This is a genomic window from Paenimyroides viscosum (genome assembly GCF_003858535.1).
Lineage (GTDB): Bacteria > Bacteroidota > Bacteroidia > Flavobacteriales > Flavobacteriaceae > Flavobacterium > Flavobacterium viscosum.
In genome coordinates this window covers 139010-165520 of record NZ_RQTJ01000001.1, presented here as the reverse complement: position 1 = coordinate 165520, position 26511 = coordinate 139010, and the positions used below count along the sequence as shown (strand labels likewise).

Genomic DNA, 26511 nt, shown 5'->3' with positions numbered 1-26511 from the left:
TACAATATCAAATAAGGTTCGTATTGGTATTTTTTATATTTAGAGCCTTAATTTACAAATAAAAAAAGAGAGTTTTTACAAACTCTCTTTTTTTCTAAATAATTGATTTTCTTTAAGAAGCGTTGCAACCGTTTCCGGTACGTCGCTTTCCCAACTGTCATCGTTTTCTTGTATTTTTTTAAGTACTTTGTGTGAGAATATCTTTAAATTTTTCAATTCAAAATTTTCAATATCAATAATCTGATCACGTTGTTTGAAATAATTGTAAATAGGTTTCAACGTTTCGTCATGCAATTCAATATTTTCGGCAGTAATCACTTCTTCTTTTTCGTTTAAAAACGGATACGCATAAATTTCCAATCCGTGTTTAAATAATCTGCCCAAACCTTCAAACAATCCGCCTGGTAAATTGGTGTAATGTTTGGCATCAAAAATTTCAATTAAACTCGGAATTCCAATTGTCAAAGCAATTTTTTCCTGCGAATAATTCCAAATATAATCTACCGCCTTAAAATATTCTTTAAAGTTTGATATCATTACCGTATGCCCCAAAGCGCAAAGTAATTCTGCACGATCAAGAAAATCCTGCTCATCAACTTCACCCAAAGCTAAAAGGTTGTTCAAGGTAATTTCAAAAATAACCGCCGTTTTATCAATAGATAACTGATTTTTACTTAAAAACTGGTTCAGCGATTTTTGATACATATTAATGTTCACAATAGTCACCGGACGAAAACTACCGCGTAACAACAACACGTTTTTTCTGAACAAAGTATTTGCAGGCAGGATATTTTGTCCGTTTGGTCCAAACATAACCGCATCTGCCATTCCGTTTTTCACCAAAAACAAGCTCATTAAACGGTTGTCGACATTTTTAAATGCCGGACCCGAAAAATTAATGGTATCAATTTCTAACTGGTCTTTATCTAAATGATCGTATAAATTATAAATCAGTTTTTTTGGATCATGGTATTGATAGAACGCACCGTAAATTAAATTCACACCTAAAGTTCCTAACGTTCGTTGTTGCAGTAAAACATCGTTTTCTTTAAACTGAATGTGCAAAACAATCTCGTTAAATTCACCTTGCGGTTCGTTCTGAAAACGTATACCAACCCAACCATGACCTTTAAATTTCTTAGCAAAATCAATAGTTGCAACGGTGTTTGCGTAACTAAAGTAAATTCTGTTAGGGTTTTCGGTATGATCTAAACGTTCTTCTAACAACTGAACTTCATGATCTAACATTTTGTGCAAACGGTTTTCAGTTACATAACGCCCATCTGTTTCTACCGTATAAATAGCATCACTAAATTGCTTGTCGTAAGCACTCATTGCTTTTGCAATGGTTCGTGAAGCCGCACCTGCTCTAAAAAAATGACGAGCTGTTTCTTGCCCGGCACCAATTTCAGAGAAAGATCCGTAAATATTTTTGTTTAAATTAATTTTTAAAGTTTTGTCAGATAGGGCTTGTTTTTGGTCAGTAATCCTATCGCCTTGCAAGATTAAATCGTCTGCAAAAAAGTTGCTCATATTTCTATTTTTGTTTGCTTATAAAATTACTAAATTCATTTTTAATGTGCTATTTTTGTAAAAAAGAATCTAAGTGAAAATATATTTTTTAGGTACAGGTACTTCGCAGGGCATTCCCGTTATTGGGAATAAACATCCTGTTTGTTTAAGTACTAATTTAAAAGATAAACGTTTAAGATCATCGATATTAATTGAGTGGAAAGGTAGCAAAATTTTAATTGATTGTGGTCCAGATTTCAGACAACAAATGTTGCGAATTGATAACGATTCATTAGATGCCATTTTATTTACCCATGAACATGCCGACCATACTGCTGGCTTAGACGATATTCGTCCGTATTGTTTTATGGAGAGTAAAGCTATGCCCGTTTTCGCTCAAAACCGCGTGGTTGAAAGTTTAAAACGTAGATTTGATTATATTTTTGAAACTACAAATAGATATCCCGGAGCTCCATCTATCGAAATACATGAAATTGAAGCTTATTCTGATTTTACTGTTGACAATAAAACCATAAAACCATTATTAGTAAATCATGGATCTTTACCCATTTTAGGATACAGATTTAAAGATTTTGCCTATTTAACCGATGTTAAAACATTGAATGAAGCTACTTATGAACAATTACATAATTTAGATGTTTTGGTAATTAACGCTTTACGAATTCAAGAACATCCTACCCATAATAATTTAGACGAAGCTTTAGAACACATTCGTAAAATAAAACCAAAAAAAGCCTATTTAACACATATAGGTTTTCAATTGGGTTTTCATGACGAAATTCAAGCAACTTTGCCCGAAAATGTGTTTTTAGCTTACGATAACCTAACCATAGAAATTTAAAATGAAACGTATTTATTTATATTTGTTTATATTTTCACTAATAATTAATGTATTTTTAATTGTTAATGATACAAAAGTATTAGAAGCTAAAGATCAGCATATAGAACTTTTAGAGAAAAAATTAAAGCGCACCGAAGACTCTTTAGCAACAATAAAAAAAAGGATAGAACTTACACAATCTTAAAAATATGAAAGTAAAAACATTAAGTATTTTATTATTAAGTTTTCTTGTATTTTCATGTAATAAAGAAAAAAATGCGCTTGATGCCGTTAATAATGTAATGGTTAAAGATTCATTACAATTGTACAAAAAAATGTATGACGAGGCAGCTTATTTTTCTATAGATAAAAATGAAAACGCTCAGAAAAAATTCGCTCCTCAAGAAGTAGAAATTGTTATGGCTAAAGTGGTCCAAGACTTTACTACATTAAATCAGCAAGAAGGCGGAAATCCTTTATTACCTGTTGATAATACGGGTAATAAAACAAAAGTTAATAAAATGTCTGTTATTAACCACCAATGGTTAATTATTGATTTTTATGGTGAAGGTATTGTAGGTGAATTGCTAATTAAGTACGAATACAATACAGACGCTACCACAGAATTTAAGGTTTTAGATACCGTATTATACTAAAAAAGTTTCCAAATTTGGAAACTTTTTATTTTTCTAGAAACGCTTTTAAATCGTAAAAGTTTTGTGGTGCAACTCCATGTCCTACCGGATATTCTTTATATTCAAAAGGAATTTGTAAAGGTTCTAAAAAAGCCGATGATTTTCTTGCCCATTCCACAGGAATTACCTGATCAACCGATCCGTGCGAACCAAATATTTTTAAATGATTGTAAGTCGATAAGTCTTCTTTAACAGTCATTATATCCGGATTAAAATAACCACTTAAAGCCGCAACTTTATTTATTTTTTCAGGATAAGTAACCGCAATGGCATAACTTAAAATAGCACCTTGGCTAAATCCTATCAAATTTATATTATTAGTATCAATAGGGTATTTTGCTGCTAATTCATCAATAAATTCAACCAATAAATCTCTTGATTCCATTGCTTGATCATCATCGCTAAATTTATTCATATCGGCATCAAAAGTAATAGCATACCAAGCAAATCCGTAAGGTGGTACTTGGTAAGGCGCTTGAACCGACACTACATAATAATCATCAGGTAATTCTGGAGCAAACGAAAACAAATCTTCTTCGTTGCTGCCATAACCGTGAATTAAAATAATCAGCGGATTTTGTTCTTTAACAACCTTTGGTTCTTTTATTAAATAATTTAAAATTCCTGTCTGCATAATTAATTTTTCTTTGTAAATATTTTTTGAATAAAACCACCAATAAAAGGAATTAGTTTGTATTCGTTAGAAACTGCTCCGGAAAAACTATAAATCCATAAAATAAAAATGAATACGTAAAAGCCAATCAAAGTAGGCATAAACATAATTTCTGGAACAATTGGTAAAATAGCACTGATTAGTAAAAAAAGCAGAAAAATTCCCACAGATTGTTTAATGTAAAAACTACCAAATTTATCTTTTTCCTCTTGATTAATAAACCATGCAATAACGGGTCCTAAAAAAGTTAAATGTGCAATAATTGCCGCCAGTTTACCGTCTTTTGAAATATTATTTGCTTCCATTACTTAATAATTAATTTACCATTATTGTAAATTCCGTAAACAAAACCTTTCATTTTATGATTTAAAAATGCCGAATTTTTAGATTTTGATAAGATATCATTTTTGGTAAAAGTCCATTCTTTTGAAGGATCAAACAACGTTAAATCTGCTGTTGATCCAACGTTGATTCCGTTTGAATTATTCAAGAATATTGATTTTGCTGCTTGAAGTTTTTCAATAACAACATTTAAAGGAAGAATTTCTAACAATGCCCCAAAAGCCGATTCTAATCCAATCGTTCCATCTTTCGCCATATCAAACTCCATTTTTTTGTGTTCAATATCCATTGCACAATGGTCAGACGTAATCATGTCAATCGTTCCGTCTAAAATTCCATTTATTAATGATTGTTGGTGGAAATCGTCGCGAATTGGTGGATTTACTTTAAAACGTGTATCAAAATCGGTTAAAATAGCATCTGTCAAAACCAAATTGTGTACTGCCACGCTACAAGTAACATTTAAGCCTTTTGCTTTAGCTTCTTTAATCATTTCTACCGATTTTGCTGTAGAAATTGTTGGTACGTGCATTTTTCCGCCCGTATATTCTAACAAAAATAAATTTCTTGCCAAAACAATTTCTTCTGCCAATGGCGGAATTCCCTTTAAACCTAATAGTGTAGATTTAATGCCTTCGTGCACAACGCCTTTACCTTTAATTAAAGAATCGTTGCAGAAAGCTATAACGGTAGCGTTAAAATCTTGCGTGTATTGCAAGCCAATTTTAAGCAAATTAGCGTTTGCTGTACTTTTTTTATAATCGCCAAAAGCAACGGCTCCGGCATTTTGCATATCGTACATTTCGGCTAAATCTGTACCTTCTTGGTTTTTTGTAAATGCTCCAATTGGATGTAAGGTTGTAGCATAATTTGTAGCTTTTGTTTTTACAAAACTAACTATTGACTGATTGTCTATAACCGGCGAAGTATTCGGTTGATACGCAATATGTGTAAATCCACTTTTTGCCGCAACTGTTAAGCCGTTTGCAATTGTTTCGCGGTCTTCAAAACCAGGTTCTCCAAACGAAACCGATGAATCCATCCATCCGCTTGAAACATGTAAGTTTTCTAAAGAAAGAATTTTGAAATCTGTTGCGTTTATTTCTGATGCAATTTCAGAAATTATACCGTTTTCGATTTTAATATCGACTTTTTTCTGATTGAATTCACTTGAAGAATCTACAATTGTAGCATTTTTTATAACGATATTCATTTTATGAATGGTTGTGTTGTTTTAAAAATCTTACAAAATTAATGATATTATGATTGAAAACCGATTATTTAAATTAATTTTTAATCAATAAATTTATGAAAATTAAAATGTCTAATAATTTATAATCTATTAATTATCAATTGATAACAAACACCTAACCCATTTCAATGTTTTGGATTAGATTATCCCACAAAAAAATAGTATATTAGCACGTTAAACTTAGAAATAATAAAAGTATAAAATATGATCTCTGACGGAGAAAAGTTAATTCCTATTAACATCGAAGATGAAATGAAATCGGCATACATTGACTATTCAATGTCCGTTATCGTTTCCAGAGCATTACCAGATGTTCGAGATGGATTAAAACCTGTTCACCGCCGCGTATTATTCGGTATGTACGAATTAGGTGTTACTGCAAGCAAAGCTCATAAAAAATCTGCCCGTATTGTTGGGGAAGTTTTAGGTAAATACCACCCTCACGGCGATTTATCTGTTTACGATGCCATGGTTCGTATGGCACAGGAATGGAGCTTACGTTATATGTTAGTTGACGGACAAGGGAATTTTGGTTCGGTTGATGGTGATAGCCCAGCGGCTATGCGTTATACTGAAGTAAGAATGAGAAAGATTTCGGAAGAAATTTTAGCCGATTTAGATAAAGAAACGGTTGATTTTCAGTTAAACTTCGATGATACTTTAGAAGAACCTAAAGTAATGCCAACAAAAATTCCTACCTTATTAATTAACGGGGCATCAGGTATTGCAGTTGGTATGGCAACAAATATGGCACCGCATAACTTAACCGAAGTTATTAATGGTACGTTGGCTTACATTAACAACAACGATGTTGAGATTGATGAATTATTGCAACATATCAAAGCACCCGATTTTCCAACAGGAGGAATCATTTATGGTTACGAAGGTGTAAAAGAAGCTTATAAAACTGGTCGTGGGCGTGTAGTAATGCGTGCAAAAGCGAATTTCGAAGAAATCGATGGTAAAGAATGTATCATTGTTTCAGAAATTCCTTATCAGGTGAACAAAGCCGAAATGATCAAGAAAACGGCTGAACTTGTTAACGACAAAAAAATTGAAGGAATTTCAACAATACGTGACGAATCAGACCGTAAAGGAATGCGTATCGTTTATGTATTAAAACGCGAAGCTGTACCAAACATTGTCTTGAACATGTTGTACAAGTTTACGCAGTTGCAATCGTCTTTCAGTATCAACAATATTGCGTTGGTAAACGGTCGTCCGCAGTTATTAAATCTAAAAGAATTAATTCATTATTTCGTAGAACACCGTCATGAAGTGGTAACGCGTCGTGCAGAATACGAATTAAGAAAAGCACAAGAACGTGCACATATTTTAGAAGGATTGATTATTGCTTCTGATAATATCGACGAAGTAATTCAAATCATCCGTAGTTCTAAAAATGCCGATGAAGCGCGTGAGCGTTTAATTGAACGTTTTTCTTTATCGGAAATCCAGGCTCGTGCCATTGTTGAAATGCGTTTGCGTCAGTTAACAGGTCTTGAGCAGGAAAAATTACGTGCAGAATTTGATGAGATCATGAAGTTAATTACGCACTTACAGGAATTATTGGCAAGCAAAGAATTGCGAATGAACCTGATTAAAGATGAGTTAACAGAAATTCGTGATAAATACGGTGATGCCCGCAGATCTCATATTGAATATGCAGGTGGCGAAATGAATATTGAAGATTTAATTGCCGATGAGCAGGTTGTTATTACAATTTCGCACGCAGGTTACATTAAACGTACGCCATTAAGCGAATATAAAACACAAAACCGCGGTGGTGTTGGTCAAAAATCAGCAGGAACACGCGATCAAGATTTCTTAGAACACATGTATGTGGCAACAAACCACCAGTACATGTTGTTTTTAACACAAAAAGGAAAATGTTTCTGGTTGCGCGTTTACGAAATTCCTGAAGGAAGCAAACAAGCAAAAGGTCGTGCAATTCAGAACTTAATCAACATTGAAAACGACGATAAAGTAAAAGCATTTATCTGTACGCAAGATTTACGTGACCCAGAATACACAAGCAATAACTACATTGTAATGTGTACCAAACAAGGTCAGGTTAAGAAAACGTCTTTAGAGCAGTATTCTCGTCCGCGCCAAAATGGTATTAACGCTATTACTATCAAAGATGGTGATGAACTGTTAGAAGCTAAATTAACCGACGGAAATTCTAAAGTACTTATTGCTGCCAAAAACGGTAAAATGGTTCGTTTTGATGAATCTAAAACCCGCCCAATGGGTAGAACGGCATCTGGAGTTCGCGGTATTAAACTAGCCGATGAAAAAGATGAAGTTATTGGTTTGGTAACAGTATCCGATTTAGAATCAGAAATTTTAGTAGTTTCAGAAAACGGTTACGGAAAACGTTCTTCATTAGATGCTTACCGTGAAACCAATCGTGGTGGTAAAGGTGTTAAAGCAATGAACATTACCGATAAAACCGGTGCGTTGATTTCGATAAATTCTGTGACTGATAACGATGATTTAATGATCATTAACAAATCTGGATTAACCATTCGTTTACGCGTTTCAGATTTACGTGTAATGGGTCGTAATACGCAGGGTGTTCGTTTAATCAACATTAAAGGAAACGATTCTATTGCAGCAGTTGCTAAGGTTATGCGTGATGAGGATGAAGAAGATGAAATGGATGACGAATTGAAAAAAGATCTTTTAGCGGTTGATGAAAACGACATTTTAGAAGATGTTGTTGATGATATCGAAGAGGAAGATGATGATATTGTAGAAGACGAAGAAGATACAAATGAAGAATAAATTAATGATGATGAGCATGTTTTTAATAACATGCTCTTCTTCTTTTGCTCAAAAAAATGAGTTGAAAGAATTAGAAAAACTGGTAAAAAGAAACAATACAACAGAAACAACTGCTTTGCTTTCTAGCATAGAAAAAATGCTTCCGCAAGCTACAGATGATCAAAAAGCGACGTATTATTTCTTTAAAACTAAAAATTTGATTAACCTGGCAAATAGTGGAGTTGATTTTAATGAAAATCGTTCAAAAGCTATCGAATCGATCAATCAGTTGATTAAGTTTGAAAACGAAACGAAAAGTAAAAAATACACTACCGAAATTACTGTTTTAAAGAACACCTTATTAGCAGAATTGGTTGATGAAGCCATTGACAGTAACAGAAATAAAGATTATAAAAAATCGAGCCGTTTGTTTGAGCAGGCTTATAATTTAAACGCGGTTGATACTGTTTATCTGTATTATGCTGCAAGCGATGCTGTAAACGCAAAAGATTTTGACTACGCTGAAAGCAAGCTGAAAGATTTAATTAAGCTGAAGTACAACGGAGAATCGCAAACTTATGTAGCAACTTCACAAATTTCAGGTAAAGTTGAATCGTTCGGTTTTGATAGAAAGGCGCGTGATTTGGCTGTTAAAAGTGGAACACATACAAAAGCTGAAACCATATTTAGTAAAAGTGCTAAAGCAGATATTTACAACAACTTAACGCACATTCTTTTAAACAAACAGAATTATTCCGAAGCGGAAAACTATGCTTTAACGGCTTACAATTTAGATAAAGACAATGTAAACAGCCTCTTGAATGTTTTGTTTTTGTACTACAACACCAACCGTTTGGACAGGTTTGAAGAATATGCAAAAAAAGGTATTGAACGTTTTCCACAAAACGAAATTCTGCTTTACAATTTAGCGGTTATTAACATGCAAAACAACCAAAATGAGCAGGCTACAGAATATTTAAATAAGATTTTGTTGCTAAATAAAAACCATTTTGATGCTTTAAAATCGTTAGGTAATCTGGAATTACAGAAAGATGCCGATATAACCAACAAAATCAATGCATTGCCTAATACAACAGCGTCAAACAAAAGACGTAACGAATTAATGCAGGAGAAAAAGCAGGTTTACACTAATTCTTTAGATTATTACCAAAAAGCAAAAGCGGCAAACGCTAAAGATGAAAGCTTGAACGAGTTAATAACACAAATTCAAGATTTTTTGAAAAATAATTAAAACAAAGGCTTCCAAAATTGGAAGCCTTTCTCTTTTATAAAAATCTTGTTTCAAAACGCTGCATTACTTCAACTAGCTTTTGAACACTTGTCATTGGTAAGGCGTTGTACATTGATGCGCGATAACCGCCTGCTGTTCTGTGTCCTTTTACACCATAAATTCCTTCACTTAAGCATAATTCATCAAATGTAGTTGTTAGCTTTTCATCTTTAAGGAAAAAAGTGACATTCATTGTTGATCGATCTTCAACAGCTGCGGTTCCATAAAACAAACTATTTCTATCAATTTCAGAATACATTAAATTTGCTTTTGCCAGATTTCTACGATCAACAGCAGCAATTCCGCCTAAATCTTTAAGCCATTTCAATGTTAGATAACTTACATAAACCGAAAAAACTGAAGGCGTATTGTACATACTTTCTCTTTCGATATGTTTTTTGTAGTTCATTATATTTGGAATACTTCTAGTTTTATTCAACAATTCATCTTTTACAACGATTAAATTTATTCCAGATGTTCCTGCATTTTTTTGAGCGCAAGCATAGATTAAATCGAACTTTGAAAAGTCTAAATTTCGAGAGAAGATATCAGAACTCATATCACAAACCAACGGAACATCCGTTTCTGGAAAATCTTTAAACTGCGTCCCGTAAATGGTATTGTTTGTTGTAATGTGCAAATAATCTAAATTATTCGGTACTACGATATTTTTAGGAATATAACTGTAATTTTTATCTTTTGATGATGCTATTTCAACCACTGCACCAAAATAAGCAGCTTCGTTCTGGGCATTGTTTGCCCAATTTCCGGTGTTAATGTAACCAGCTTTTCCATCAACTTTCAGTAGATTATTAGCTACACGTACAAATTCTAAACTGGCTCCGCCTTGCAAAAACAAAGCAGAATATCCTTTATTTTCTAAATTCAATAATTCCAAAGCTAAATTTCGAGCCGAATTCATAATTTCAACAAATGAAGGATCTCTGTGAGAAATTTCTATTAAAGATAATCCCGAATTATTGAAGTTCAACACTGCTTCTGAAGCTTTTTGTAAAACTTCTGGTGGCAAAATACTTGGTCCGGAACTAAAATTATGCATTTCCATTTATAAATTTTTAGAAAATTATTTTTTTAAACTGAAGTTTTTATCAATCAAAATACTTACACCCTACCTTTTAGCGCGTTAAAAACCCACGCAATTGCAAAAAAGCCTACGCCAACTGCACCAAATCCCCAACCGGCAACATCGGCATAGCGGTAAATTGCCAAACCAACTAAAATGCATCCCATAAGAACCATGATAAATGTTGCCCAGCCTAATATTTTATTTTTATTTAATGACATAATTCTAGTTTTTAAATTAACGAAGTACTTTAATTAAAAGTTCTTTCAATAAATCGTCGTGCGTTAAGCTTCCGTTGACGCCTTTTCCTTTTAAGTCGATTTCGCGAATTACGGCGATTGACTGACTTACTTTTTTCATGGGATAAATCTTGCTTGCCACCTGATAATCTTTTAATCCATATTGATTAATTCCCAATTGTTTGGCAATATCAGCCGGATTTGCACCTGCGTTTTTATAAATCATTCCGTGATACTGCAATAGTTTCGAAAAGAAATTATAAAGCAAAGATGTTGTTACAACAAACGGATTGTTCTTTGTATTAAGTGCAAAATATTTTGCAATTCCGAATGCTTTTGCTTCATTTTTATAGGCAACTGCGTTAATCAGTTCAAAATTATTGTATTCTTTACTTATCCCGATATTTTCTTCAACCAAATCGGCAGTAATCAATGTATCATTCTTTAAAATGATCTTTAGTTTATCAATTTCGTTAGAAATCTTACTTAAATCGTTCCCTAAAAATTCAACCAACATAGCAACTGCTTTTGGTTCAATTTCTAATTTTTCATCACTGATCAACGTTTTTATCCAACCTTCAACCTGATAATCTTTTAATTTATTGCTTTCGAAAATTTCAGCAAATTCCGATTTTGAAAGTGTTTTGTAAAGTTCTTTACGTTTATCCAACGTTTTATATTTGTAACAAAAAACCAAAATGGTTGAAGGCTGTACACTTTTAAAGTACGACGAAAACTGATCAATAGTTTTAACCAATTCCTGCGCTTCTTTAATCACAACCAACATTTTATCGCCCATAAAAGGATATTGTCGTGCCTGCGACATAATATCGTTCACAGAAACATCTTTTCCGTATAAAACAACCTGATTAAACGATTTTTCTTCTTCAGAAATTACGTTATTGGTAAAATGATCACTTAAAAAATCAATAAAATAAGGTTCTTCGCCCATTAAAAAATACACCGGTTTGTAGCCGTCTTTCTTAAAGGAAGTAATCATTTTTTTTAGCTCACTCATAAACTTTCACAGATTTATAAAGATTTTTTAAAGAGAATGAATAAATTTGCAATATGCGTGATTTAAATTTTCCCGATTTTCAATTTCGTTTCAAAAATAATGAAAATAAACGGTTCATTTTCGATGACATCAGGAAAAAATACGTTTTGTTAACGCCCGAAGAATGGGTGCGACAACATGTGGTTCAGTTTTTGATTAAAGTGAAAATGTATCCGCAATCGCATATGAACGTTGAGAAGGTTGTTAAAATCAACGACATGAACAAACGTTATGATGTGGTTGTTTTTACGCCGAAAGGATCTATTTTTTTGCTGGTTGAATGCAAAGAACCATCGGTAAAGATAACTCAATCGGTTTTTGATCAAATTGCGCGTTACAATATGAGCTTAAATGCTCAGTTTTTAATGGTTACCAACGGTTTAAATCATTATTATTGTAAATTAGATTATGTAAATAAAAAATATCAGTTTTTAACTGATTTACCTTAAAAATTAAATATGAGTAAAAATTTCATATATATAGGATTGTTGGTAGCATCTGTTTTTGTTTCTTGCAACAAAGAAAAAACATCGGTACCAAACGATTCAAACTCCGATACTATTACAGAAATTCTTTATTCCAGCGATCCCGATTATGTTTTATCGAACAAAAATGCACAAGAATTGGTTGAGCATTTGGAAAGCGAGCAAAAGGATCTTAAACGCAAATTAAAAAAAGCAAACAAGAAGGAAGCCGAGGCGCTTTTTATTGATTATTACAAGCGTTTAACCGTGATTGTAGATTCTATAAACATGGCAGAAACCAATACTTTAAAGACGTATCACAAATTGGGAGCTGAAAAACATGATACCATTTTGCGTAAAGAAAACACGTATGATAAGGTTGGTTTGTACTTTAGAAAGATCGATTCTTCTACTTACGATTTTAAAATAAAGCCGGGATATTTTTACAATTTATTTCATAAGAAAATCACTAGAGAATACGAAGAATATTTAAAATTACGATTTGCAGAACATAAACTTTTGTATGATTCACAATTCAACAACGAAAAAATTTCGTTAGAACAACAACGAAATCTGATTATTAGTTGGGAAAAATTCATCGTAAAGAATAAAAATTTCAAATTTATAGATTACGCTAAAAAATCGTACACAGAAAATGTAATGATGTACTTGTTTGGTACATCAACCAAACCTGCTTTTGAGGTTTCAAATAAGAAACTTTATGTTGAAAACGAACAGGAATACATTACGTTTGTAAAGAAAAATCCTAAATTAATTTCGGCTGAAATCACTAAATCGTTCTTAAAACATTTTTATGCAAACGATAAGAATTTTACTGCGGAAGTATTTTATATGGATTTGAAAGATTTCACTAAAAAAGAAATTTCTGAACGCCTGAAATAATGAAAAACATTGCGGTTGTTTTATTAAATTGGAACGGATTAGAACTTTTAACACAGTTTTTGCCAATAGTTGAGAAGTTTTCTGCCGAAGCTGTAATTTACATTGCCGACAATAATTCTACCGATGGATCTAAACAGTTTGTGAACGATCATTTTTCGGCGGTAAAATGGATACAGCTTTCTGATAATTTCGGTTACGCAAAAGGTTATAACGAAGCTTTAAAACAAATAAACGAAGAATATATTTGTTTGCTGAATACCGATATTGAAGTAACAGAAAACTGGTTAAAGCCGGTTTTAGATTTATTTCAAAAAGATGATTCAATCGGAATTATCCAGCCAAAAATATTAGATTTCAAGAACAAGGAATTTTTTGAATATGCTGGTGGAGCAGGCGGATTTATTGATAAATATGGTTTTCCATTTTGTCGAGGCAGAATTTTTGACACTTTAGAAAAAGATGAAAACCAGTACCAAACACAGGAAATTTTCTGGGCATCGGGAGCTTGTTTTTTTATTAGAAACAGCGTTTTTAAACAGTTAAAAGGTTTTGATGACAGCTTTTTTGCACATCAGGAAGAAATTGATTTATGCTGGCGCGCATTCAACCAAAACGTAAAAGTGTACTATTGTAGTGAAAGTTCCGTTTACCATATTGGTGGTGCTACTTTAAAGAAATCGAACCCACAGAAAACGTTTTTAAACTTTCGGAATTCGTTGTTTATGCTGTATAAAAACCTACCAAAAGATGATCGGTTTGGTATAATTTTTAAACGTTTGTGTTTGGACGGTTTAGCTGGTGTAAAGTTGTTTTTAAGTTTACAGCCATTGCACACTTTTGCAATTATTAAAGCTCATTTTGCTTATTACGGCAATCTTTCAAAACTAAAAAATAAACAGGTTCAAAATCCTAAATCGAATTATTTCTATACAGATAATATTGTTTTTGACTATTTTTTAAAAGGAAAGAAAAAGTTTAATCAACTTAAATAAGTTTATTTTATTCCTTCAAAAACACCTAAACCAAACAAAGCAAAATCATATTTTACGGGATCTGTCGGATCGAATTTTCGTAAGGCTTCGTCTAATTCCATTAATGCCTTTTGATCGTTTTGTTTTCGGTTTAAAATACCCAAAGCTCGAGCTACATTTCCAGAATGAACATCCAACGGGCAAGATAATTCGCTCGGTGAAACCGTGTTCCAAATGCCAAAATCGACTCCGTTTGTATCTTTACGCGAAACCCAGCGCAAAAACATATTTATTCTTTTGGAAGAAGATCCTTTCAACGGATCAGAAATATGTTTGGTTGTTCGCAGTGGATGATCGATTTCAAAAAAGATTTGTTTAAATTCAGATATTCTGTTTTGCAGATTTGTGGAATTGTTTGCTGAAAACACATTTTCCAATCCGTCATGTTGTTCATAAATATTGCGAAGTGATTTGATAAAATACCTAAAATCTTCAGAATTAAACGTTCGGTGAACAATAGTATCAATGGCATCAATTTGATTATTTGAGGCATTCATGACAAAATCATAAGGATTATTTCCCATAGCATCCATCATTTTAGTAGCGCTGTTAATAATCATTTTTCGATTACCCCAAGCAATAGTCGCTGCTAAAAAACCACTTATTTCAATATCTTCTTTAATTTTGTATCTATGTGGAATCTGTATAGGATCAGTTTCAATAAAATTAGGATTATTGTATTGATCAGCTTTAAAATCAAGATAATCTTTTAGTTCTTCGAAATTCATTTGGTAAAATTAAGAAAGATTTTACATGACCAAAAAAATAAATCCTTTAAAAATTTAAAGGATTTCGTTAATTTTTATTTTGGTGTTTTTGTAGTACATTGCCTTCACAATCCCGTCTGAAAGTCCGATTTTTGGAACGTAAATATGTTTTGCATTGCTCCATTTCATTGCATTTGCATAAATTTTTATGGCAGGAATAATAACATCGGCACGGTCGGTATTCAATCCTAAAGTATAAATACGTTCTTCGTACGAAAGCGAATTTAAATATTTATACCGTTGCATTAAATATGCTTGAGTTAAGGGTTTATCGTTCGTTTTGCCCGACATTTTAAATATTTTATTAATGTTTCCGCCCGAACCTATTATTTCTACATTTTGTAAATGCTCGGTATGTGTTTTAATCCACTTTTCAATTTCAAGCCAAACACCTTCGGTTACCATATTGTTCAGCAAGCGCACGGTTCCGTTTTTAAATGATTTGGAAACAATTTGTTTTCCGTTTGAAAAAAGCGTGAATTCTGTACTACCACCACCAACATCAACATATAAATAATGACCATCGTTTTTAATGAATGATGTCAAATCGGAATTTGCTATAATGGCAGCTTCGGTTTTGCCTTCAATAATATCTATTTTAATTCCTGTTTTTTTTGCAATTTCCTGAACTAATTCATTTCCGTTATATGCTTCGCGCATTGCCGATGTTGCGCACGCTGCATATTTTTCAACCTGATAAACATCTAAAAGTAATTTAAATGCTTTCATGGCTTTTACCATACGTTCTGCGCTTTCTTCTGATATTTCGCCAACGGTAAAAGCATCTTGTCCCAACCGAATGGGCACACGAATTAAATGACTTTTATTAAACTGTGTAGGTTTGTTTTCTTCTTCAATAACGTTTGATATTAATAATCGCATGGCGTTAGAACCAATATCAATGGCGGCGTATTTTTTAATTTTTATCATTATTATAAAACAACATCAATTTTATTTTGGTAATAATTATAAATTTCATCTTGTGCTTTAAAGCGTTCTTCACCTAATCGGCGGTATCTGTTTTCTAATCGTTCAGAATGTAAACGTACTTTTACATTTCCTTGCCAATAAATTTTAAAGGTATCAATAAGTTCTGTTTTAATGGCTTCGTCATGAATTGGGCAGGTTACCTCTACTCTTTCATCAATATTTCTGGTCATAAAATCGGCAGACGAAATATAAATTTTAGCCTCTTCATTTGTACCAAAAATGTAAATGCGTGAATGTTCTAATAAATTATCAACAATACTTATGGCTTCAATATTATCGCTTAAACCAGGTACGCCCGGAATTAAACAACAAATACCACGAACTATAAGTTGTATTTTTACACCGGCACGGCTGGCTTCGTACAACTTATCAATCATTTTATAGTCTGAAAGGCTGTTCATTTTTAAACGAATCATTGCTGGTTTATCGTTTAAAGCTTTTTCAATTTCGTCTTCAATTAATTTGGTGAATTTAGACCGTGTGTAATGTGGCGATACTATTAAATCTTTATATCGGTAGATTTTATAATTCACTTCAAAAAACTCAAACACCTTGTTTACTTCTTTCATTATACGATTATCTGATGTTAAAAGGGTAACATCGGTATAAAAATTGGACGTGCTTTCGTTGAAATTTCCTGTTGATAGAAAACCATAACGTTTTATTTTTTTGGCTTCCATACGTTCTACCACACAAATTTTGCTGTGAACTTTTAACCCTTTTACACCAAAAATCAGTTTTATACCTTCGGCTTGCATTATTTCGGCATAATTTATATTACTGGTTTCGTCAAACCGCGCTTGTAATTCTATTTGAACGGTTACTAATTTGCCGTTTTTAGCTGCGTTGATTAAAGACGATATAATTTGCGAATTTTTGGCTAACCTGTATAATGTAATTTTTATGCTTGTTACTTTAGGATCTAATGCGGCTTCACGTAAAAATTTAACAACGTAATTAAACGATTGAAAGGGAGTATGTAACAAAAAATCTTTGTGTTTTATTTGTTGAATCATACTGCCTTCTAAACTAAGACCGTTAACAGGCAAAGGGTGTAATTTATCTTTAATTAAATCATTTCTTCCTAAAGTAGGAAAATTCATATAATCACGGCGGTTGTGATATCTACCTCCTGGAATGATACTGTCTACGGCTTCAATATCCATTTTATCTAAAAAGAAATCAAGAGTGTCTTTATCAATCTCACTATCATAAACAAAGCGAACCACCTCACCTACTCTACGTTCGCGTACAGAATTGGATATTTTTTCTAGAAAAGATTTATGTAAATCCGAATCGAAATCTAATTCGGCATCACGCGTAATTTTAATCATGTGAGCCGAAATGTTTTCGTAATCAAAAATAGAAAAGATGGTGTCTAAATTAATTCTAATAACATCATCTAACATAATTATGTACTGCTTACCATCAACTGAAGGTAATTCTACAAAGCGGTTTATGTTTGCAGGAATTTCGATTAAAGCGTAGCGGGTACGTTTTTTTACTGATTTAATGGTATTGTTGTTAGATTTTTTAACCAATTTAATGGCTAAATAACCATAAGAATCCCTAACTAAAGGAAATTCGGCTAAATCGTTTAATATAATGGTAACTAAAACGGGACTTACTTTATGTATAAAGAAATCGTGTATAAAACTTTTTTGTTCTTCGGTAATTTGGTGCTCATCAACAATAAAAATACCTTCGTTTTCAAGTTCATTTTCAATTTCGTGTAGAATAGCTAAACTTTTTGCTTGTTGTTTAATTACAATTTCTGTAATTTCTTGTAACAAAGTTTTAGCATGAATACCACTCATTAATTTTTTATTGTGATCTTTAGATATAGAAATTCTACGAACAGTGGCGTATCGAACTCTAAAAAATTCGTCTAAATTATTCGAAAAAATACCTAAAAAGCGTAAGCGGTTTAAAAGAGGAACGGTATGGTCTGCGGCTTCTTGCAATACCCGTTCGTTAAAAGCCAGCCAACTTTTTTCTCTGTCAATATATTTTGGTTGATTAATTTGCATTTATTAAATCTTTAGGAAAAAGGATATTAACAATTTTACCATTTTTGATAACGTTCCAACTTTCTTCCTCGAACTCTAATATAACAACTCCAGAAGTAGGAACATTTTCAATGTATTTGTCCCCAAATTTATTAACAAAATCGGTAATTGCGCTGTTATGTCCAAAAATAATTAAGCTAGGTACACTATCATCACACTTTTGGATAGACTTGGCTAAATTTAAAGAATCAAAAGTATATAAATCAGATTTTAAAACAGTTAATTCTTGAGGGATATTCAACACCTCGTTAAATATTTTTGCGGTATCGTGCGCTCTTTTAGCAGTACTAGACCATATTAAAAAACGTTCGGGTAAGTTTTCTTGAATTTTATCAAATATAAAATTAGAGTTTTTTATTCCTTTATTTGTTAACGGTCTTTCATGATCTTCAATAGGCATTTCCCAAGAAGATTTTCCATGGCGGATTAATATCAATTTTTTCATAACCATCAATTTTTTTAAAATCTTTATTTTTACTAAATATAAAAAAAATCATTAAGTATTATTTAAGATTAATCATTTTTTTTGCGGTAAAAGTTTCATTATTTTTGTTAAAATTTAAAACTTACAATGAGTAACATAGGAATTGAACTAAAGTGGGCGGCAATAATTACTGCATTTACATGTTTATGGGCTGCTTTAGAAAGTACTTTAGGGTATCATAAAGATTTTAGCAACATCATGGTAACTGCTTTTATCTACTATATAATTCTGACTTTTTTATGGGCTTTTGCTTTTATCGATAAAAAAAAATCATTAGGAAAAAATGCCGCTTGGGAATTTAAAACCGCCTTTAAATTTGGTTTATTTTTAACAGGTTTAACCACTTTGTTAAGTCCAATTGCACAGTACATTATTTACGAAACTATATCACCAGATTATTTTAATAATATTATAGAATATCAGTTTGCTAAAGGTAAACAAACACGTGAAAGTTTAGAGTTAATACACAACATGAATTTTACCCTTCGCCAAGGTGTAATGAATGCTTTATCGTTAGGTGTAATATATTCTGCACTTTATGCTTGGGTATTTAAAACAAAGCCAAATACCATAGCACCAACTGTTATTAATACCAAAAAGAAAAAATAAGATGAACTTACAAAACATACCTAATATAAAACATTTAGATAGTAATAACTTTTTTGTTTTAGCCGGTCCATGTGCTATTGAAGGTGAAGAAATGGCTTTTAAAATTGCCGAACGCCTTATAACTATCACAGATCGTTTACAGATTCCGTTGGTTTTTAAAGGCTCTTTTAAAAAGGCTAATCGCTCACGCATTGATTCTTTTACAGGAATTGGCGATGAAAAAGCACTAAAAATTCTTAAAAAAATATCTAAAGAATTTAATGTACCAACGGTTACAGATATTCACGAAAGTACAGATGCCGAAATGGCTGCTGCTTATGTTGATGTTTTACAGATTCCTGCATTTTTGGTGCGCCAGACCGATTTGGTTGTAGCTGCTGCAAAAACCGGTAAAACGGTAAACTTAAAAAAAGGACAATTTATGAGTCCTGAAAGTATGAAACACGCTGTGCAAAAAGTATTAGATTGCAATAATGAAAACATTATGGTTACCGATCGCGGAACCATGTTTGGTTATCAAGACATGATTGTTGATTACCGCGGTATTCCAGCAATGCAAAATTATGCAACTACGGTTTTAGATATTACACATTCCCTTCAACAGCCAAATCAGGCAAGCGGTGTAACTGGCGGAAGACCCGATTTAATTGAAACGGTTGCCAAAGCAGGAATTGCAGTTGGTGTAGACGGAATTTTTATTGAAACACATTTTGATCCAGCAAATGCAAAAAGCGACGGTGCCAATATGTTACATTTAGATCATTTTGAATCGTTGATGCAAAAACTGGTTGCAATACGCCAAACAGTTATTAAATTTTAAAATTGCATGAAAAAGATCAGTATTCTTGGTGCAGGTTGGTTGGGAAGTCCGCTGGCATTACAATTGAAATCAAACGGACACGAATTAAAAGTTTCTACAACTTCATCTGAAAAGATTTCTTTTTTTGATGCCAACCAAATTGAAAGTTATGTTATACGCATTGGATCTTCTAATAATACAGATAATCTGCCGAAGTTATTAACTGATACTGATATTCTTATAATTACCATTCCGCCTGGCAGATCGCAACAAGTAGAAGAAAATTATGTAGAAAAAATAAAAAAAATCATTCCTTTTATTGAACAACACGGTATAAAAGAAGTTATTTATACAAGTTCTACAACCGTGTATTTATCACAAAAAGGAGATGTAACGGAAGAAACGCCTATTGTACCAATTTCTGAAATGGATCAGCAAATAATTGAAATAGAAAATCTGCTTCTAAATAACAAAAATTTTAATGCTACCATTCTTCGTTTGGGTGGATTAATCGGCGAAGATCGTCATCCGGTTCATTTCATTGTTAAAAAGGATGTTGTTACTGATGCAAACAATCCCGTGAACATGATTCATAGAAAGGATATTATTCGATTTTTTGAAAAGATTATCGAAAACGAAATTCCTAATGACATTTTTAATATCGTGGCGCCGATTAATTTGAATCGTAGAGATTTTTATACTAAAGAAGCTTCTAAATTAGGACTTACTCCCCTACCCAATTTTACAGACAATCCCAATGCCGATCAACGAAAAGTAATTGGTGAAAAAATAACCAAGAAATATGGTTTAAATTATTTATATCTGTTAGATTAATTCTTTTCTTGCTTTTTAATTTATTATTATTACTTTAACCAAAATTTTTAATCTTATGAAAAAAATATTATTTCTTGGCTTAATTGCCGCAACTACGCTAGGAACTATTCAAGTAAATGCGCAAGACAAAGTAAAATTTACCAAAGAACAACTTAAAATGATGGATGATGATTTGTTCGATGAAATGTTTACAGGAGTATCATCAAAGAAAACTTCGACTGTAATCTTAAAAGATGGTAGAAAAATTGAAGGTTCTGCATCAGGCATCGATCGTAAAAAAGGACAAATTTATTCTATTGACATTAAAGATGGTTCTGGTAAAAAAACAGAATACAAGGCAGAAGATATTGCTGAAATGTATTTACCTATTTCGGGTATGGCAAAGGCTTCTAAAGTAAACAGCTATTTTGGAAATTCTAAAAACTGGGGTCGTAAAAGTTTAAATAAAACTACAAACCCTGATGAGGTTTATGTAAAAAACGTAAAAGCTTCATTGAAAAACAAAAAAGAAGAAAAAGAATTTTTAATGCAGCTAATTAATCCTAGCTTTAGCAGTATTATTGAAGTGTATGCCGATCCAAATGCATCTGAAACATCTTCGTTCAGTGTTGGTGGAAGTCCTTCTTTTGGTGGTGGTGTAACAAAATCGTACTATATTAAAAAAGGCGATGAAGTTTTATGGCTTAAAAAAGGAGATTTTGAAGATCATTATGCTTTTATGTTTGGCGATAACGAAGAATTCATGAAAAGTTACCCTTATAAATCTATAAAATGGGAACAGTTAAGCTTTTTAATTGCAGAATATACTAAATTATCTTCTGAAGAATAATTTTATAACCAATTAATATTTACAATCCTGAAGTTCTCACTTCAGGATTTTTGTTTTGTATATAGTAGCATATGCTTATTTTATAAAAGCTCATTAAAACTAAAAAGAATTATAACCTTATGAAAAAAACACTCTTATTACTTACAGCTATTTTAGGCGCAAACATTGCTACTGCACAATTAAAAGTTAAAGCCGGAACTAACATTTCATCTATAACCGGATCATTAAGAGCAACATTAAGTGACGGTGAAACTATATATACTTTACCAAACTATAAAGAACAAACAAAATCTAAAATAGGATTTTATGCCGGTGCAGGATATGAAATAAACTTAATTGACAAAATATATGTAACACCCGAACTTATTTATAGTCAATTTGGTGCAAATGCCAAAAACACAAATACAGTCAACATTAATAGTTATTCACAAAACTATCTTTCATTACCTATATTCATTGAATATGAACTAATTAAAGGTTTGCGGGTAGGTTTAGGTCCGCAGGTAGACTGTTTACTAAAGGCTGTGCGAAAATCAAATAATGAACACCTACCTGAATGGGCACGTCAATACACTATTTCTGAAGTTGACATCACCAAAATACACAACAAATTAAGTTTTGGTATAAATGCAGGTATTGCTTATAATTTTTATGATAATTTAAATATTGAAGCACGTTATTATTTGGGTTTAAGCAATATTTATAATAATGATAAAGAACCTATTTTTGACAATGCAATAGCTACTGATACCGAAATGAAAAACCAAGCAATACAAATTGGTTTGGCTTATAAATTTAATTAAAAACTAACCTTATGAAAAAAACACTCTTATTACTTACAGCTATTTTAGGCGCAAACATTGCTACTGCACAATTAAAAGTTAAAGCCGGAACAAACATTTCATCAATTACCGGATCTACAAATGTTAGTGTTTCCCCAAACATAAATTATACGTTTGATTTTAACGAAAGAACAAAATCAAAAACCGGTTTTTATGCAGGTTTGGGATATGAACTTTTTATTACAGACAATTTTAGCGTAACACCCGAGCTTATTTACAACCAAATGGGTGCAAACGGTATAATGGTACAAAACCAGAAAAGTACGGTTCAGCAAGATTACCTTTCGTTACCTGCCTTTTTTGAGTATAAATTAATTGATAATTTAAGACTTGGTTTAGGTTTGCAAATAAATCAACTTATACAGTCTAAATCAAAAGAAGAAATTGTAAGCACCATACCTTTTACGGAAGAGGAGATTACTGAAACTACTGAAGGAAAAAATTCGGAATTCTTCAAAAAAACAGGTTATGGTCTTACTGCAGGTGCTTCTTACACTTTTCTTAAAAACTTTAGTGTTGAAGCGCGTTACTATTTTGGTATAAGTAATATTTACAACGAAGGCAAATTACCTAAGATGGACGGTGCTGTAGCTACGGCAAATGCTAAAAACCAGTCGATTCAAATTGGTTTGGCTTATAAGTTTAATTAATAAAGCACTAACCCTTAAAAAAATATTATGAAATTTTCAGAACGAATGGGTTATACAAAACCCAAAGATATTATACAGTATGAATCCATTGATGATGATTTAAAAAACGATCTATGGAATTTGTATTACGGGAATTATTTAGAAGCAGCAGAATACCAAGACATATACTTATTGCCTGAGGATTTCAAGACATACTTTAAAAAATTATGGACTGATTTCCTTAAAAAAAAGATAAACGAAATTCCAGAACAAGCTTACACCTTCATAAAATTAGTAGAAACAGATTTTTTTGACAACACGAAGGCATGGTACTTTATATACGATTTAATAGAATACACCTTTAACACTTTCGATTTTCGCACAATTGGTGACAAAAGCTATTTTAATCATCAAATAGAATCACAATTAAATAGTATTTTAGAAAAAAATTTATCTGGTTACAGATTTATAAATACACAATTCGTTCCAATAACCAACGATCAGGAAATAGCATCAATAAATGAAGCTTCAAAAAACAACACAGAATACAAAACAGTTTCAGCACACTTTAATAAGGCATTAGAACTCTTGTCCGATAAAAAAACGCCAGATTTTAGTAATTCTATAAAAGAATCTATATCAGCAATAGAATCATATTTTAAAGTATTTTTTAATAATCCGAATATAAAATTTGGTGATGCATTAAATAATTTAGAACATAAACATGCGTTAGATAAGCAAATAAAGGAATCTATTAATAAAATATATGCGTTTTCTAATAATGTTGGAGCAATACGCCACGCGTTAAAACCAGGAGAGACTTCAGACAAAATTACATTAGCAGAAGCTAAATATATGCTTGTAACATGCAGCGCATTTATTAATTATTTAAAGGAGACAGCCACTAATTAAAAATAAAATCCCACCAATTGGCGGGATTTTTTATGTTTAACTATTTTAATCTACATCTCATTTAAAGCAGCTTGATCTTTCTTTGTCAATCCTTTAACCACTAAATCGTAAGAATTTACAATTAATTCTTTAAGTAGTTTCGTAGAAACATCGCTGTTAAAATATACGCTGTTCCAATGTCTCTTGCTCATGTGGTAACCCGGTTTTATGCCGTTGTATTGGGCACGTAATTCTTCGGATTCATCTGGGTCGCACTTTAAATTGCAGTATTCAAACTCTTCAATATCAACCAGACAGAACATTTTGTTCATTACATAAAATACCAATGTTGTTTTATCGAACGGAAATTTCTCTGTAGCTCCTTTAAACGATAAACAGTAATCGCGAAAATCTTCTATATTGTTCATATTAAATGGTGTAAAACGTAATTAAAAATCAAACCGACCACAATGGCGCATCCAAAACTTAAAAAAGTTCCAATTAAAACGTATTCGGTTAAATGACGTTCTTTTGCATTGTTTAAATCTCCAAACCTGAAAATAGATTTTGCTGCCAGTAAAAAGCCTATTCCTGCCCAAAAATTGGCAATTACAAAACCAAAAATAAACAATCGTTCTAAAATTCCAATGTATTTTCCGGCATTAAACAGTACTTTTTCACCCGTAATTTGTACCGAATGTTCCTGCACTTTTTTATATTGCTGGTAAGGCGACAATAAAATTCTGATTAAAACGGCAGTTACCTGCGTAACTAGTACAACCGCGACCAAAACCAGCCAGATATGAGGTTTGTTTATAAAATCGATAGAAATTTCTAAGCTTGAAAAGATCATTAAAACCACGATAATTGTAGCAATATGTACAACTTGATCTGCAATGAAAAGTACTGGAGCTTTTATTTTTGATGCTAATTTCAATTTGATCCAATCAAACAAAGCATGAAAAATAGTCACCAAAATAATTGCCCACCACATAGTATCGTTCGCTAAAAACAGACACATTAAAACGGCGTGAATGGCAATATGACTTGCAAAATAAACCGGTTTGTGTTTGTTCTGAACCATTTTTTTGGTCTGAAAAACAAAATCGCCCAGAAAATGAGCCGCTAAAAATTTAAGAAGAAGTAGCCACATACTGTTTCATTGTTTGGTTGTAATAATTTATAAACTGCTCAATTTCATCAAAACCGCCACGTTTTAAGGCTTCGCTGATGGTACTTTGTTTTTTGTTCAATTTTTCGGCAATCTGTGTTTGATTTAATTCTGGATTTTTCAACTTTAAAAAAATAATTTCAGCCGATTTATCTGTCCATTTATCCATAATCAACAAAGCTAAATCAGTCATTACCCTAAAAGTGTCGTTCAATAATTTATCTTGGGTATTAATGGTTAAATTCTTCTTATCTAACGCATCAAAACCTTCGCCGGAAAGTTCAAAAGCAGTACCGTTTCCTTCGGTAATTTTCGTTCCTTCAAACGTTTGTTCGCCAATACCAATGCTTAAACGAACATCGATTTCCTTTAACTGCTTTATCCATGTTTTTAATAAAATAGCATGTAATAATGCATCTTCTATAGTTGTTTTAAACTGAAAACTGTCGCCACGGTATAATTCCCAATTTAATGGCGACGAACCAAACATCTGCAAACCTTCTTTAAGATGTTTTAACCAAACTGCCGGTTTTAAAGTGCGCGATGATACAATATCGCCTGTTATAATTGCAACCATTTTATAGTTATTGAATGTTTAAAGATATAAAAAATTATCGTTCAATTAACCGATAATTAAAAATATCGTTTATTTAACCTATAATTTAAAATATCGTTCATTTAGCCTATAATTTAGAATATCTGCCAATTGACCGATAATTAGAATTATGTGATTGAAACTGATATTGGTTTTTATTGTATGATCTGTCTAAATTAAAAATTGACTAATTCGGTATACAATATACCAAAATATACTTGATTTATATACAGATAGCCGTTACTTCGAGTAGGTTTTTAGTAATGAAATGAAGAAAAATCGTATCGAGAAGTTTGGTATTAAAAGTTCTCGACAAGTTCGAACTGACGAAAGTTTGAGAAACGGTACAAACTTTCCGAGAATCATTAAATTAAAAGTAAAATCTTAAAAATAATTGGTTAAATATGAATATTTTTGAAAAATGGAAACACAAAACTTTAAAGGTTTCAACATTCGGGTGTATGCTTTGTGCATTGTGAACAACAAACTTTTAACTTTAAAAGAACCTTTTGCTGGAAATATGGTAGTGAAACTGCCCGGTGGCGGATTGGAGTTTGGCGAAGGAACTGCCGATTGCTTAAAGCGTGAATTTAAAGAAGAACTGAATTTGGAACTTACGATTAACGACGCTTTTTACATTCAAGAAGATTTTGTGTCATCGTTAGCAAAAGATGGTAGACAGCTTTTAACGCTGTATTTTTTCGCAACGATTAAAGATTTACACAATTTAGAAATCATTGATAAAAATATTCAGGAAATAAATTGGATTCCGTTATCAGCGAATAATCCGTTTACGTTGCCGGTAGATCAAACAGTTTTTAATAAATTGCAATTAAAATTAAGTTGATG

General features: G+C 32.1%; 30 protein-coding genes. 16 read left to right on the top strand and 14 right to left on the bottom strand.

The window, feature by feature from the left end; all coding sequences use genetic code 11:
• Nucleotides 1–75 precede the first annotated feature (75 nt).
• The gene (locus tag EG242_RS00795; RefSeq protein ID WP_124898019.1) at nt 76–1533 is read right to left on the bottom strand and encodes a TonB-dependent receptor; all 1458 of its coding nucleotides are present in this window, start codon (nt 1531–1533) and stop codon (nt 76–78) included.
• Nucleotides 1534–1606: 73 nt separating this feature from the next.
• Here EG242_RS00795 and EG242_RS00790 point away from each other — a divergent pair, with 73 nt between their 5' ends.
• The 3 genes from EG242_RS00790 to EG242_RS00780 are packed head-to-tail and all read left to right on the top strand — an operon-like array spanning nt 1607 to nt 3009.
• Nucleotides 1607–2374, top strand: coding sequence for an MBL fold metallo-hydrolase (locus EG242_RS00790; RefSeq protein ID WP_124898018.1), 768 nt, complete (start codon nt 1607–1609; stop codon nt 2372–2374).
• A gap of 1 nt (nt 2375) precedes the next feature.
• On the top strand, nt 2376–2558 hold the full coding sequence (locus tag EG242_RS00785) for a hypothetical protein (protein ID WP_124898017.1): 183 nt from the start codon (nt 2376–2378) through the stop codon (nt 2556–2558).
• 4 nt (nt 2559–2562) lie between these two features.
• Nucleotides 2563–3009 carry a hydrolase gene (locus EG242_RS00780; RefSeq protein WP_124898016.1) on the top strand — a complete coding sequence of 149 codons (447 nt, stop codon included), beginning with the start codon at nt 2563–2565 and terminating at the stop codon, nt 3007–3009.
• Nucleotides 3010–3034: 25 nt separating this feature from the next.
• On the opposite strand, the gene EG242_RS00775 is transcribed toward EG242_RS00780, so the two are convergent.
• From EG242_RS00775 to EG242_RS00765, 3 genes are read right to left on the bottom strand one after another with little or no spacing between them, the layout of a single operon-like run.
• A complete protein-coding gene (locus tag EG242_RS00775; protein ID WP_124898015.1) occupies nt 3035–3682 on the bottom strand; it encodes an alpha/beta hydrolase in 648 nt (215 codons plus the stop codon).
• Between the two features lie 2 nt (nt 3683–3684).
• Nucleotides 3685–4026 carry a hypothetical protein gene (locus EG242_RS00770; protein ID WP_124898014.1) on the bottom strand — a complete coding sequence of 114 codons (342 nt, stop codon included), beginning with the start codon at nt 4024–4026 and terminating at the stop codon, nt 3685–3687.
• On the bottom strand, nt 4026–5276 hold the full coding sequence (locus EG242_RS00765) for a dihydroorotase (protein WP_124898013.1): 1251 nt from the start codon (nt 5274–5276) through the stop codon (nt 4026–4028). The genes EG242_RS00770 and EG242_RS00765 overlap by 1 nt, the downstream gene beginning before the upstream one ends.
• Before the next feature lie 246 nt (nt 5277–5522).
• Between EG242_RS00765 and gyrA the strand changes: the two genes are divergently transcribed.
• Nucleotides 5523–8105, top strand: a complete 2583-nt coding sequence (gyrA, locus tag EG242_RS00760; RefSeq protein ID WP_124898066.1) for a DNA gyrase subunit A — start codon at nt 5523–5525, stop codon at nt 8103–8105.
• Entirely contained in the window at nt 8095–9336 is a 1242-nt protein-coding gene (locus EG242_RS00755; RefSeq protein ID WP_124898012.1) for a tetratricopeptide repeat protein, read from the top strand. The genes gyrA and EG242_RS00755 overlap by 11 nt, the downstream gene beginning before the upstream one ends.
• Before the next feature lie 34 nt (nt 9337–9370).
• Here the strand turns inward: EG242_RS00755 and serC are convergent, their stop codons facing one another.
• The 3 genes from serC to holA are packed head-to-tail and all read right to left on the bottom strand — an operon-like array spanning nt 9371 to nt 11716.
• Entirely contained in the window at nt 9371–10441 is a 1071-nt protein-coding gene (gene serC, locus EG242_RS00750) for a 3-phosphoserine/phosphohydroxythreonine transaminase (protein ID WP_124898011.1), read from the bottom strand.
• Between the two features lie 56 nt (nt 10442–10497).
• Entirely contained in the window at nt 10498–10680 is a 183-nt protein-coding gene (locus EG242_RS00745) for a CAL67264 family membrane protein (RefSeq protein ID WP_124898010.1), read from the bottom strand.
• Nucleotides 10681–10696: 16 nt separating this feature from the next.
• Complete coding sequence (gene holA / locus EG242_RS00740) at nt 10697–11716, bottom strand: DNA polymerase III subunit delta (protein ID WP_124898009.1); 1020 nt, start codon at nt 11714–11716, stop codon at nt 10697–10699.
• Nucleotides 11717–11769: 53 nt separating this feature from the next.
• Between holA and EG242_RS00735 the strand changes: the two genes are divergently transcribed.
• The 3 genes from EG242_RS00735 to EG242_RS00725 are packed head-to-tail and all read left to right on the top strand — an operon-like array spanning nt 11770 to nt 14114.
• Nucleotides 11770–12204 (top strand): type I restriction enzyme HsdR N-terminal domain-containing protein, encoded by a 435-nt coding sequence (locus EG242_RS00735; RefSeq protein WP_124898008.1) that lies wholly within the window; start codon nt 11770–11772, stop codon nt 12202–12204.
• A gap of 9 nt (nt 12205–12213) precedes the next feature.
• Nucleotides 12214–13122, top strand: coding sequence for a hypothetical protein (locus EG242_RS00730; protein WP_124898007.1), 909 nt, complete (start codon nt 12214–12216; stop codon nt 13120–13122).
• Nucleotides 13122–14114, top strand: a complete 993-nt coding sequence (locus EG242_RS00725; protein WP_124898006.1) for a glycosyltransferase family 2 protein — start codon at nt 13122–13124, stop codon at nt 14112–14114. Before EG242_RS00730 ends, EG242_RS00725 begins: the two co-directional genes overlap by 1 nt.
• A gap of 2 nt (nt 14115–14116) precedes the next feature.
• On the opposite strand, the gene EG242_RS00720 is transcribed toward EG242_RS00725, so the two are convergent.
• Genes EG242_RS00720 through EG242_RS00705 form a run of 4 tightly spaced genes read right to left on the bottom strand, consistent with a single transcriptional unit; the run spans nt 14117 to nt 18424 of the window.
• Nucleotides 14117–14881, bottom strand: coding sequence for a TIGR02757 family protein (locus EG242_RS00720; protein WP_124898005.1), 765 nt, complete (start codon nt 14879–14881; stop codon nt 14117–14119).
• 54 nt (nt 14882–14935) lie between these two features.
• A complete protein-coding gene (locus EG242_RS00715) occupies nt 14936–15850 on the bottom strand; it encodes a Ppx/GppA phosphatase family protein (protein ID WP_124898004.1) in 915 nt (304 codons plus the stop codon).
• Between the two features lie 2 nt (nt 15851–15852).
• Nucleotides 15853–17940: a polyphosphate kinase 1 gene (gene ppk1, locus EG242_RS00710; protein WP_124898003.1), complete on the bottom strand. Its 2088-nt coding sequence runs from the start codon at nt 17938–17940 to the stop codon at nt 15853–15855.
• Nucleotides 17930–18424 carry a SixA phosphatase family protein gene (locus EG242_RS00705; RefSeq protein WP_124898002.1) on the bottom strand — a complete coding sequence of 165 codons (495 nt, stop codon included), beginning with the start codon at nt 18422–18424 and terminating at the stop codon, nt 17930–17932. The genes ppk1 and EG242_RS00705 overlap by 11 nt, the downstream gene beginning before the upstream one ends.
• 126 nt (nt 18425–18550) lie before the next feature.
• Here EG242_RS00705 and EG242_RS00700 point away from each other — a divergent pair, with 126 nt between their 5' ends.
• The 7 genes from EG242_RS00700 to EG242_RS00670 all read left to right on the top strand — a co-directional run bounded on the left by EG242_RS00700 (nt 18551) and on the right by EG242_RS00670 (nt 23917).
• The gene (locus EG242_RS00700) at nt 18551–19072 is read left to right on the top strand and encodes a DUF4199 domain-containing protein (protein WP_124898001.1); all 522 of its coding nucleotides are present in this window, start codon (nt 18551–18553) and stop codon (nt 19070–19072) included.
• 1 nt (nt 19073) lies between these two features.
• Nucleotides 19074–19892: a 3-deoxy-8-phosphooctulonate synthase gene (gene kdsA, locus EG242_RS00695; protein ID WP_124898000.1), complete on the top strand. Its 819-nt coding sequence runs from the start codon at nt 19074–19076 to the stop codon at nt 19890–19892.
• Nucleotides 19893–19898: 6 nt separating this feature from the next.
• Complete coding sequence (locus EG242_RS00690; protein ID WP_124897999.1) at nt 19899–20705, top strand: NAD(P)H-binding protein; 807 nt, start codon at nt 19899–19901, stop codon at nt 20703–20705.
• Between the two features lie 55 nt (nt 20706–20760).
• Nucleotides 20761–21534, top strand: coding sequence for a hypothetical protein (locus EG242_RS00685; RefSeq protein ID WP_124897998.1), 774 nt, complete (start codon nt 20761–20763; stop codon nt 21532–21534).
• Nucleotides 21535–21653: 119 nt separating this feature from the next.
• The gene (locus EG242_RS00680; protein WP_124897997.1) at nt 21654–22337 is read left to right on the top strand and encodes a porin family protein; all 684 of its coding nucleotides are present in this window, start codon (nt 21654–21656) and stop codon (nt 22335–22337) included.
• Between the two features lie 11 nt (nt 22338–22348).
• Nucleotides 22349–23026, top strand: a complete 678-nt coding sequence (locus tag EG242_RS00675; protein WP_124897996.1) for a porin family protein — start codon at nt 22349–22351, stop codon at nt 23024–23026.
• Nucleotides 23027–23053: 27 nt separating this feature from the next.
• Nucleotides 23054–23917 (top strand): AbiJ-NTD4 domain-containing protein, encoded by an 864-nt coding sequence (locus tag EG242_RS00670; protein WP_124897995.1) that lies wholly within the window; start codon nt 23054–23056, stop codon nt 23915–23917.
• Between the two features lie 50 nt (nt 23918–23967).
• Here the strand turns inward: EG242_RS00670 and EG242_RS00665 are convergent, their stop codons facing one another.
• The 3 genes from EG242_RS00665 to EG242_RS00655 are packed head-to-tail and all read right to left on the bottom strand — an operon-like array spanning nt 23968 to nt 25644.
• Nucleotides 23968–24324, bottom strand: coding sequence for an MmcQ/YjbR family DNA-binding protein (locus EG242_RS00665; RefSeq protein WP_124897994.1), 357 nt, complete (start codon nt 24322–24324; stop codon nt 23968–23970).
• Complete coding sequence (locus EG242_RS00660; protein WP_124897993.1) at nt 24321–25049, bottom strand: DUF3307 domain-containing protein; 729 nt, start codon at nt 25047–25049, stop codon at nt 24321–24323. The genes EG242_RS00665 and EG242_RS00660 overlap by 4 nt, the downstream gene beginning before the upstream one ends.
• Nucleotides 25030–25644, bottom strand: a complete 615-nt coding sequence (locus EG242_RS00655) for a helix-turn-helix domain-containing protein (protein ID WP_124897992.1) — start codon at nt 25642–25644, stop codon at nt 25030–25032. Before EG242_RS00655 ends, EG242_RS00660 begins: the two co-directional genes overlap by 20 nt.
• Before the next feature lie 439 nt (nt 25645–26083).
• On the opposite strand from EG242_RS00655, the gene EG242_RS00650 reads away from it, so the two are divergent.
• Nucleotides 26084–26509 (top strand): NUDIX domain-containing protein, encoded by a 426-nt coding sequence (locus tag EG242_RS00650; RefSeq protein ID WP_124897991.1) that lies wholly within the window; start codon nt 26084–26086, stop codon nt 26507–26509.
• Nucleotides 26510–26511 lie beyond the last annotated feature (2 nt).

Excerpts from the sequence above, each read along its gene's own strand:
- kdsA (WP_124898000.1), top strand. The coding sequence starts at position 19,074 with ATGAACTTACAAAACATACCTAATATAAAACATTTAGATAGTAATAAC.
- EG242_RS00670 (WP_124897995.1), top strand. The coding sequence starts at position 23,054 with ATGAAATTTTCAGAACGAATGGGTTATACAAAACCCAAAGATATTATA.
- EG242_RS00770 (WP_124898014.1), bottom strand. The coding sequence starts at position 4,026 with ATGGAAGCAAATAATATTTCAAAAGACGGTAAACTGGCGGCAATTATT.
- EG242_RS00755 (WP_124898012.1), top strand. The coding sequence starts at position 8,095 with ATGAAGAATAAATTAATGATGATGAGCATGTTTTTAATAACATGCTCT.
- EG242_RS00690 (WP_124897999.1), top strand. The coding sequence starts at position 19,899 with ATGAAAAAGATCAGTATTCTTGGTGCAGGTTGGTTGGGAAGTCCGCTG.
- EG242_RS00700 (WP_124898001.1), top strand. The coding sequence starts at position 18,551 with ATGAGTAACATAGGAATTGAACTAAAGTGGGCGGCAATAATTACTGCA.
- EG242_RS00675 (WP_124897996.1), top strand. The coding sequence starts at position 22,349 with ATGAAAAAAACACTCTTATTACTTACAGCTATTTTAGGCGCAAACATT.
- EG242_RS00745 (WP_124898010.1), bottom strand. The coding sequence starts at position 10,680 with ATGTCATTAAATAAAAATAAAATATTAGGCTGGGCAACATTTATCATG.
- EG242_RS00705 (WP_124898002.1), bottom strand. The coding sequence starts at position 18,424 with ATGAAAAAATTGATATTAATCCGCCATGGAAAATCTTCTTGGGAAATG.
- EG242_RS00715 (WP_124898004.1), bottom strand. The coding sequence starts at position 15,850 with ATGATAAAAATTAAAAAATACGCCGCCATTGATATTGGTTCTAACGCC.
- EG242_RS00720 (WP_124898005.1), bottom strand. The coding sequence starts at position 14,881 with ATGAATTTCGAAGAACTAAAAGATTATCTTGATTTTAAAGCTGATCAA.
- EG242_RS00795 (WP_124898019.1), bottom strand. The coding sequence starts at position 1,533 with ATGAGCAACTTTTTTGCAGACGATTTAATCTTGCAAGGCGATAGGATT.
- EG242_RS00665 (WP_124897994.1), bottom strand. The coding sequence starts at position 24,324 with ATGAACAATATAGAAGATTTTCGCGATTACTGTTTATCGTTTAAAGGA.
- EG242_RS00685 (WP_124897998.1), top strand. The coding sequence starts at position 20,761 with ATGAAAAAAATATTATTTCTTGGCTTAATTGCCGCAACTACGCTAGGA.
- EG242_RS00765 (WP_124898013.1), bottom strand. The coding sequence starts at position 5,276 with ATGAATATCGTTATAAAAAATGCTACAATTGTAGATTCTTCAAGTGAA.
- EG242_RS00780 (WP_124898016.1), top strand. The coding sequence starts at position 2,563 with ATGAAAGTAAAAACATTAAGTATTTTATTATTAAGTTTTCTTGTATTT.
- EG242_RS00680 (WP_124897997.1), top strand. The coding sequence starts at position 21,654 with ATGAAAAAAACACTCTTATTACTTACAGCTATTTTAGGCGCAAACATT.
- holA (WP_124898009.1), bottom strand. The coding sequence starts at position 11,716 with ATGAGTGAGCTAAAAAAAATGATTACTTCCTTTAAGAAAGACGGCTAC.
- serC (WP_124898011.1), bottom strand. The coding sequence starts at position 10,441 with ATGGAAATGCATAATTTTAGTTCCGGACCAAGTATTTTGCCACCAGAA.
- EG242_RS00660 (WP_124897993.1), bottom strand. The coding sequence starts at position 25,049 with ATGTGGCTACTTCTTCTTAAATTTTTAGCGGCTCATTTTCTGGGCGAT.
- EG242_RS00650 (WP_124897991.1), top strand. The coding sequence starts at position 26,084 with ATGGAAACACAAAACTTTAAAGGTTTCAACATTCGGGTGTATGCTTTG.
- ppk1 (WP_124898003.1), bottom strand. The coding sequence starts at position 17,940 with ATGCAAATTAATCAACCAAAATATATTGACAGAGAAAAAAGTTGGCTG.
- EG242_RS00730 (WP_124898007.1), top strand. The coding sequence starts at position 12,214 with ATGAGTAAAAATTTCATATATATAGGATTGTTGGTAGCATCTGTTTTT.
- EG242_RS00655 (WP_124897992.1), bottom strand. The coding sequence starts at position 25,644 with ATGGTTGCAATTATAACAGGCGATATTGTATCATCGCGCACTTTAAAA.
- EG242_RS00725 (WP_124898006.1), top strand. The coding sequence starts at position 13,122 with ATGAAAAACATTGCGGTTGTTTTATTAAATTGGAACGGATTAGAACTT.
- EG242_RS00735 (WP_124898008.1), top strand. The coding sequence starts at position 11,770 with ATGCGTGATTTAAATTTTCCCGATTTTCAATTTCGTTTCAAAAATAAT.
- EG242_RS00775 (WP_124898015.1), bottom strand. The coding sequence starts at position 3,682 with ATGCAGACAGGAATTTTAAATTATTTAATAAAAGAACCAAAGGTTGTT.
- EG242_RS00785 (WP_124898017.1), top strand. The coding sequence starts at position 2,376 with ATGAAACGTATTTATTTATATTTGTTTATATTTTCACTAATAATTAAT.